The organism is Nocardia sp. (assembly GCF_025465275.1).
Taxonomy (GTDB): Bacteria; Actinomycetota; Actinomycetes; order Mycobacteriales; family Mycobacteriaceae; genus Nocardia.
Map to the genome: position 1 here is coordinate 41,261 of NZ_JAODNK010000236.1, position 7,535 is coordinate 48,795.

The 7,535-nt window shown below is 66.2% G+C and carries 7 protein-coding genes; all 7 read left to right on the top strand.

The features are described 5' to 3' along the window. Window positions 1-146: 146 nt before the first annotated feature. Window positions 147-1,943, top strand: coding sequence for an ABC transporter substrate-binding protein/permease (locus JWN03_RS44895; RefSeq protein ID WP_297628928.1), 1,797 nt, complete (start codon window positions 147-149; stop codon window positions 1,941-1,943). Next, the gene (locus JWN03_RS44900) at window positions 1,940-2,710 is read left to right on the top strand and encodes an amino acid ABC transporter ATP-binding protein (protein WP_297628929.1); all 771 of its coding nucleotides are present in this window, start codon (window positions 1,940-1,942) and stop codon (window positions 2,708-2,710) included. The genes JWN03_RS44895 and JWN03_RS44900 overlap by 4 nt, the downstream gene beginning before the upstream one ends. Window positions 2,711-3,048: 338 nt before the next feature. Continuing rightward, the gene (gene pyrR / locus JWN03_RS44905; RefSeq protein ID WP_297628930.1) at window positions 3,049-3,684 is read left to right on the top strand and encodes a bifunctional pyr operon transcriptional regulator/uracil phosphoribosyltransferase PyrR; all 636 of its coding nucleotides are present in this window, start codon (window positions 3,049-3,051) and stop codon (window positions 3,682-3,684) included. Continuing rightward, the gene (locus tag JWN03_RS44910) at window positions 3,681-4,646 is read left to right on the top strand and encodes an aspartate carbamoyltransferase catalytic subunit (protein ID WP_297628931.1); all 966 of its coding nucleotides are present in this window, start codon (window positions 3,681-3,683) and stop codon (window positions 4,644-4,646) included. Before pyrR ends, JWN03_RS44910 begins: the two co-directional genes overlap by 4 nt. 88 nt (window positions 4,647-4,734) lie before the next feature. Then, window positions 4,735-6,087: a dihydroorotase gene (locus JWN03_RS44915; protein ID WP_297628932.1), complete on the top strand. Its 1,353-nt coding sequence runs from the start codon at window positions 4,735-4,737 to the stop codon at window positions 6,085-6,087. Next, on the top strand, window positions 6,087-6,605 hold the full coding sequence (locus JWN03_RS44920) for a PH-like domain-containing protein (protein WP_297628933.1): 519 nt from the start codon (window positions 6,087-6,089) through the stop codon (window positions 6,603-6,605). The genes JWN03_RS44915 and JWN03_RS44920 overlap by 1 nt, the downstream gene beginning before the upstream one ends. Continuing rightward, the coding region (gene carA, locus JWN03_RS44925) for a glutamine-hydrolyzing carbamoyl-phosphate synthase small subunit (RefSeq protein ID WP_297628934.1) at window positions 6,602-7,535 on the top strand (934 nt) is incomplete at its 3' end. The genes JWN03_RS44920 and carA, both read left to right, overlap by 4 nt.

Here is a 7,535-nt window from a genome sequence, read left to right on the forward strand (position 1 = left end):
ATCGCACACGGCGGTTTACGGTGTATGAAGACCTGCCGACGAGTCGAGAGATCCGCACCGTTCACGCGGTCGGGCCATTCGGGTTCCGGAAGTGAGGTGCGCAGATCGGCATCGGCAAGGGCGCAGTGCCGCTATGGTTTTCGAGTATGGCTCGATTGGCCGGATCACGATCGCGTGCGGTGTTCGCAATATTGTCGATCGTCTTGATCCTGTGTGCGACCGCCTGTTCGACGGGCGGTAAATCCGCCGCGCAACGCGATCTGTGTTCCCCGCCCGGAGTGAACTTCGCATCTGCCGCACCGCCGAACCTCGCGGCAGGTCCGACGGCGGGTGTCGACCTTTTCACGACCGCGACCACGGTTCCGCTCGATCAGATCGATGTGAGCAAGCTCGGGCTGATCACCCCCGGCACCCTGAGCGTCGGCACGATCTCCGATGCGCCACCCAGTGTCTGCGTGAATTCCCACGGCACCTTCACCGGTATCGACAACGAGCTGCTGAAGGCGATCGCGGCGAAACTCGGGCTGCGAGTGCAATTTTCGGGGACCGAGTTCGCGGGCTTGCTGGCGCAGGTGGCCAACCGGCGCTTCGACGTCGGCGCCGCGAGCATCACCGCCACGAACGCGCGCAGACAACTCGTCGACTTCACCAACGGCTACGACTTCGGCTATTTCTCGCTCGTCGTTCCCACCGGCAGTGCCCTCAAAGGGTTCCCGGATCTCCGGAAAGGGCTTCGAATCGGTGTCGTGCAGGGCACCGTGCAGAACGAGTACGTGGTCAATACGCTGCACCTGGACCCGGTGACATTCCCCGACTTCACCACCGCTTACGCGAATCTGAAGTCCGGACAGCTCGATGCCTGGGTGGCGCCGTCCGGCCAGGCCGCCGGTGCGATCAAGCCCGGCGACCCGGCGTCGGTGGTGCAGAACACCTTCAGCCTGCAGAACTATGTCGGCTTCGCGGTGCGCAAAGGCGACCAGCCCTTGACCGACGCACTCGATGCCGGACTGGACGCGATCATCGCCGACGGCACCTACGCCCGCATCTACTCCGAATGGGAGCCGCGGCAGTTCCCGCCGGGCTGGAAGCCGGGTTCGAAGGCCGCACCCATGCCGGCGCTGCCGGACTTCGCCAAGATCGCTGCCGAACATCAGAGCGCCAAATCCCAGCAGGCTGCGCCGAAATCGACGCTGGCACAGTTGAAGGACACCTTCCTCGACTGGTCGCTCTATCGTCAGGCGTTTCCGACGCTGTTCAAGACCGGTCTGCCGAACACCCTCATCCTGGCGCTCGTCTCGGGCGTACTCGGCACCATCCTCGGGATGCTGCTCGCGGTGGCGGGAATCTCCCGGACGCGCTGGTTACGCTGGCCCGCAAGGGTTTACACTGACATTTTCCGCGGTCTGCCTGCCGTGGTGACGATTTTGATCATCGGTCTCGGTTTCGGTCCCGTATTCAAGAGCATCACCGGGAACAACCCCTACTGGCTGGGCGCGGTCGCGCTCGCGCTGCTGGCCTCGGCATATATCGGTGAGATCTTCCGGTCGGGTATCCAGTCGGTGGAATCGGGTCAGCTGGAAGCCGCGCGGGCGATCGGCTTCGGCTATCGGCAGGCGATGACGCTGGTGGTGATTCCGCAGGGTGTGCGCAGGGTGCTGCCCGCATTGATGAATCAGTTCATCGCGCTCATCAAGGACTCTTCCCTGATCTACTTCCTCGGCCTGCTCTCGACGCAGCGCGAATTGTTCGCAGTCGGCCGAGATCTCAACGCGGAGACCGGAAACCTGTCTCCACTGGTCGCCGCCGGTCTGGTCTATCTCCTCTTGACCGTGCCGCTCACACATCTGGTGAACTACATCGACCAGCGGCTTCGGACCGGGCGCGCCGAAGCCCCCGCCGAACCGGTCGAACAGGCCGCCATCACGGAAGGTCGCGGCGCATGAGCGAGCCGACCAAGGACACGGGGGACACCCCGGACCGGCCGCACAGCGCGTCCCTCACCGGGACCGCACTGAACCTGACGCTCGGTCACAACCACGTACTGCGAGGTATCGACATTCACGTCGACGCCGGCAAGACCACCACCGTGATCGGCCCTTCCGGTTCGGGTAAATCGACCTTGTTGCGTGTGCTGAATCGGTTGTACGAGCCGGACTCCGGTGATGTGCTGATCGACGGGCAGTCGGTGCTGCGCGAGGATCCGGATCGATTGCGGCAGCGCATCGGCATGGTGTTCCAGCAGTTCAACCTGTTCCCGCACATGACCATCGCCGACAATGTGGCCCTGGGGCCGCGGAAACTGCGGGGACTGTCGAAGGACGCGGCCCGCGCGGTGGCCGCGGAGCAGTTGGAGATCGTGGGCCTGGCGGGCCGGGCCGACGCGCGTCCGGCCAATCTGTCCGGCGGTCAGCAGCAACGCGTCGCGATAGCGCGTGCGCTGGCAATGAAGCCGACGCTGATGCTGTTCGACGAAGTCACCTCCGCGCTGGATCCGGAGCTGGTCAAGGGTGTGCTGTCGTTGATGGCCGAGCTGGCTTCCGGTGGGATGACGATGATCGTGGTGACTCACGAGATGGGCTTCGCCCGTTCGGTTTCCGACCGCCTGGTATTCATGGATCGGGGGCAGGTCGTGGAATCGGGTGCGCCGGATCAGCTTTTCGACCATGCGGAAACCCCGCGATTACGGCAGTTCCTGTCCCAGGTTTTGTGACCGCCGCAGATGCATGTGAGATTCCTCCCAGCATCCCGCGATGTTGGCCGCCGCGATGCAGACCAATCGGCATGAATCTTAGCTACGTGATTGCTATCGGTGTGTTCCGGCTGCAAGGATTCAGGCAGGAAAACCCGCTGGTGTGAGGCATATGCGGGGTCATCGCACCGAACCGGCCAGTCTGTGAACGGTGAGTCGCGGACCCAGCGCGAACCGGCCGCGAACACTCGGTTGCCACAGGGGTGCGGTGACAGCCCGACCCCGCGCCGCTGCTAGGCTCCGTACCCGAAAAGACATCCTTTAACGGACCGTCCGGTGAGGCGGGGAAGGAGGTCGGCATGGCTGTGCCCGAAGATCGGGCTGCCAAGTCGAGCGCTGGCGAATACTCGCAGCGGCACGATCCCGCGCAGGTGGAAGCCGGACGCGAATTGCTCTCGGATTCGGACGTCGGCCGGACCATCGCACGCATGGCGCACCAGATCATCGAGAAGACCGCTCTCGACTCCGGCGACCCGACCGCACCCCGCGTGGTGCTCATTGGAATCCCCACGCGCGGAACGACTCTCGCCACTCGACTGGCAAGCCGCATCGAAGAGTTCTCCGGCGTGCGTCCTGCCGTCGGCTCCCTCGACATCACCCTCTACCGCGACGACCTGCGCAGCAAGCCGCATCGCCCGCTCGAGCGCACCTCGGTGCCCGAGGGTGGGATCGAAGACGTGCTGGTGGTCCTCGTCGACGATGTGCTCTTCTCCGGCCGCACCGTGCGCTCCGCCCTCGACGGCCTGCGCGACCTGGGCCGCCCCCGCGCGGTGCAGCTGGCCGTGCTCATCGACCGCGGCCACCGGGAACTGCCCATTCGCGCCGACTATGTCGGCAAGAACGTGCCCACCTCCCGCACCGAGGACATCTCGGTGCTGCTGCGTGAGCACGACGGTCGCGACGGTGTGCACCTGCGTCAGGAGAGGGAGAAGTGAAGCATCTGCTTTCGGTCACCGATCTGGATCGCGCCAATGCCACCGCACTGCTCGACGATGCCGAGCGGTTCGAACAGGCGCTGCTCGGCCGTGAGGTGAAGAAGCTGCCGACGCTGCGCGGCCGCACCGTGATGACGGTGTTCTTCGAGAATTCCACGCGCACCAGGGTTTCCTTCGAGGTCGCGGGCAAGTGGATGAGCGCCGACGTCATCAATGTCAGCTCCTCCAGCTCCTCCGCCTCCAAGGGCGAATCGCTGCGCGATACCGCGCTGACCCTGCACGCGGCGGGCGCGGACGCGCTCATCGTGCGGCATCCGGCCTCGGGTGCGGCGCATCAGATCGCGCGCTGGTTCTCGCAGATGCAGGAATCCAGCGGCGGTTTCGTCGGTCCGGGTCCGGCCATCATCAATGCCGGTGACGGCACGCACGAGCACCCCACCCAGGCACTGCTGGATGCGCTGACGCTGCGTCAGCGCCTCGGCGATCTGGAAGGTAAGCGGATTGTGCTCGTCGGCGACATCCTGCACAGCCGGGTCGCCCGCTCGAATGCCTTCCTGCTCAGCATTCTCGGCGCGGAAGTGGTGCTGGTCGCCCCGCAGACGCTGCTGCCGGTCGGTGTCGAAGCCTGGCCGGTCCGGGTGGCCAACTCGCTCGATGCGGAGCTGCCCGGCGCGGACGCGGTCATGATGCTGCGCGTGCAGGCCGAGCGCATGAACGGCGGCTTCTTCCCGTCGGCGCGCGAGTACTCGATCAACTACGGCTTGAACGAGCGCCGCCTGGGCATGCTCGCCGAGCATGCGGTGGTACTGCACCCCGGGCCCATGCTGCGTGGCATGGAAATCGCGTCGGCCGTCGCCGATTCCCCCAAAGCGGCTGTGCTGCAACAGGTCAACAACGGAGTCCATATGCGCATGGCGGTGCTCTTCCGCCTGCTGGTCGGAACCGACGAGGTGGTGGCGTGAACGGTCAGGGCCCGGAGGAGCCGCTCCATCGTCCAGCGCTTGCCTGCGTAACCACGCAGGGCCCCCGTTCACGCCGAGAGGAGACAGCATGAGCATCCTGATCAAGAACGTTCTTCTTTACGGCGAAGGCGACCCGGTCGACGTCCTGCTGGGCGACGGCGAGATTCGCGAAATCGGTGCGAGCCTGGACGGCGGCGATGCCGAAATCATCGACGGCGCCGGTCAATTCCTGCTGCCGGGCTTCATCGACCTGCACACGCATCTGCGTGAACCGGGTCGCGAGGACACCGAGACCATCGAAACCGGTTCCGCCGCTGCGGCTCTCGGTGGCTACACGGCGGTCTTCGCCATGGCGAACACCAGCCCGGTCGCCGACACCTCGGTCATCACCGACCATGTGTGGCGGCGCGGCCAGGAGGTCGGCCTGGTGGATGTGCACCCGGTGGGTGCGGTCACCGTCGGGCTCGAAGGTAAGCAGCTCGCCGAAATGGGCACCATGGCAGCCGGTCTCGCCTCGGTGCGCATGTTCTCCGATGACGGCCACTGCGTCTACGACCCGCTGATCATGCGCCGCGCGCTCGAATACTCGAACTCCCTGGGCGTGCTCATCGCCCAGCACGCGGAGGAGCCGCGCCTGACCAAGGGTGCGGTCGCACACGAGGGCCCGAATGCCGCCCGCCTGGGCCTGGCCGGTTGGCCGCGCGCCGCCGAGGAGTCCATCGTGGCTCGCGATGCGCTGCTGGCCCGCGATGCCGGTGCGCGCGTGCACATCTGCCACGCCTCCACCGCCGGCACCGTCGAACTGCTGAAATGGGCGAAGAGCCAGGGCATTTCGATCACCGCCGAGGTCACCCCGCATCATCTGCTGCTGGACGATTCGCGGCTGGAGACCTACGACGCGGTGAACCGGGTGAACCCGCCGCTGCGCGAATCCTCCGATGTGGCCGCGCTGCGGCAGGCGCTCGCGGACGGTGTCATCGACTGTGTCGCCACCGATCACGCCCCGCACGCCGAGCAGGACAAGTGCTGCGAATTCGCCGCCGCGCGTCCCGGCATGCTGGGCCTGGAAACCGCGCTGTCGATCATCGTGCAGACCATGGTCCGCCCGGGTCTGCTGGATTGGCGCGGCGTCGCGCGGGTGATGAGCGAAAACCCCGCGCGCATTGTGGGTCTGGACGATCAGGGCCGCCCGCTCGCGGTCGGCGAACCGGCCAACCTGGCGCTGATCGATCCGGATACCGAATGGACGGTGCGGGCGAAGGAACTCGCCAGCATCGCCAAGAACACTCCGTTCGAGGAGATGACCCTGCCCGCGAAGGTGACCGCCACCTTCCTGCGCGGCCGGATCACCTCCCGCGACGGGGTGGCGAGCGCCGCACGTGGCGCCGATGAGGTCTTCGCCGGCGGAGACCGGCGGGTGGGGAACCGAGGAGGACCGTAATGGAGCGAACGCTGACGATTGTCGTGCTGCTCGCACTTTTCGCGCTGTGCGTCTGGGGCATGTACCGCGCCTGGACCGGGCGAGCCGAGAAGCAGGCGACGTCGATCGGTGACCTGCCGGCCGTGCCCGCCGACTGTGGCGCACAACTGCTGGAGCCGACCACGGGTATGTATCTCGGCAGCACGCTGTCACCCAGCTGGATTCAGCGAATCACGGTGGGCGACCTGGGCTTCCGGGCCACGGCGGAGCTGACTCGGTTCGAACGCGGCATCCTGCTCGAGCGGGACGGCGCGGGCACGATCTGGATTCCGGAGGAGTCCGTGACCGCGGTGCGCACCGAGCGCGGGCATGCGGGCAAGGTCATGACGGAAGGCGGTGTGCTGGTGATTCGCTGGAAGTTGCCGACCGGAACCGAGGTGGATACCGGATTCCGGGGAGACGACAAGACGGTGTACCCGGCGTGGACCGGGACGGCACTGACGAAGACAGAGACGACGAAGACGGGAGACGAGGCATGAGCAGCGGCGATACCGCAGTGATGGTGCTCGAGGACGGCCGCGTATTCCGCGGGACAACCTTCGGCGCCGTCGGACAGACTTTGGGTGAGGCGGTGTTCTGCACCGCGATGACCGGGTACCAGGAGACCCTCACCGACCCCAGCTACGACCGTCAGATCGTGGTGGCCACGGCCCCGCAGATCGGCAATACCGGCTGGAACGACGAGGACGACGAGTCCGGCAGGATCTGGGTCGCCGGTTACGCCGTGCGGGACCCTTCCCGCCTCGCCTCCAACTGGCGTTCCAAGCGCACCCTGCAGCAGGAGCTGGAGAACCAGAACGTCGTCGGCATCGCGGGCATCGACACCCGAGCCCTGGTGCGGCACTTGCGCACTCGCGGTTCCATGAAGGCCGGCGTCTTCTCCGGCGCGGCGCTCGCCGACTACGAGGAGCTCGTCGCGCGGGTCAATGGCCAGCCCTCCATGCTGGGCGCCGACCTCGCCGGTGAGGTCTCGACCGACGAGATGTACACCATCGAGCCCGACGGCGACCACCGATTCACCGTGGTGGCAGTCGATCTCGGCATCAAGTCCAACACCCCGCGCATGTTCGCCCAGCGCGGCATGCGGGTGCACGTGGTGCCCTCCAACGTGACGCTGGACCAGATCAAGGAACTGAACCCGGACGGGGTGTTCCTGTCGAACGGTCCCGGCGACCCGGCCACCGCCGACGGCGCGGTCGCGCTGACTCAGGCTGTGCTGCAGGAGAATCTGCCACTGTTCGGCATCTGCTTCGGCAACCAGATCCTGGGCCGCGCGCTCGGGCGCAATACCTACAAGATGAAGTTCGGCCACCGCGGCATCAATGTCCCGGTCATCGAACACCACACGGGCCGCATCTCGATCACCGCCCAGAACCACGGCTTCGCCCTCGAAGGCGAGCGCGGCGAGG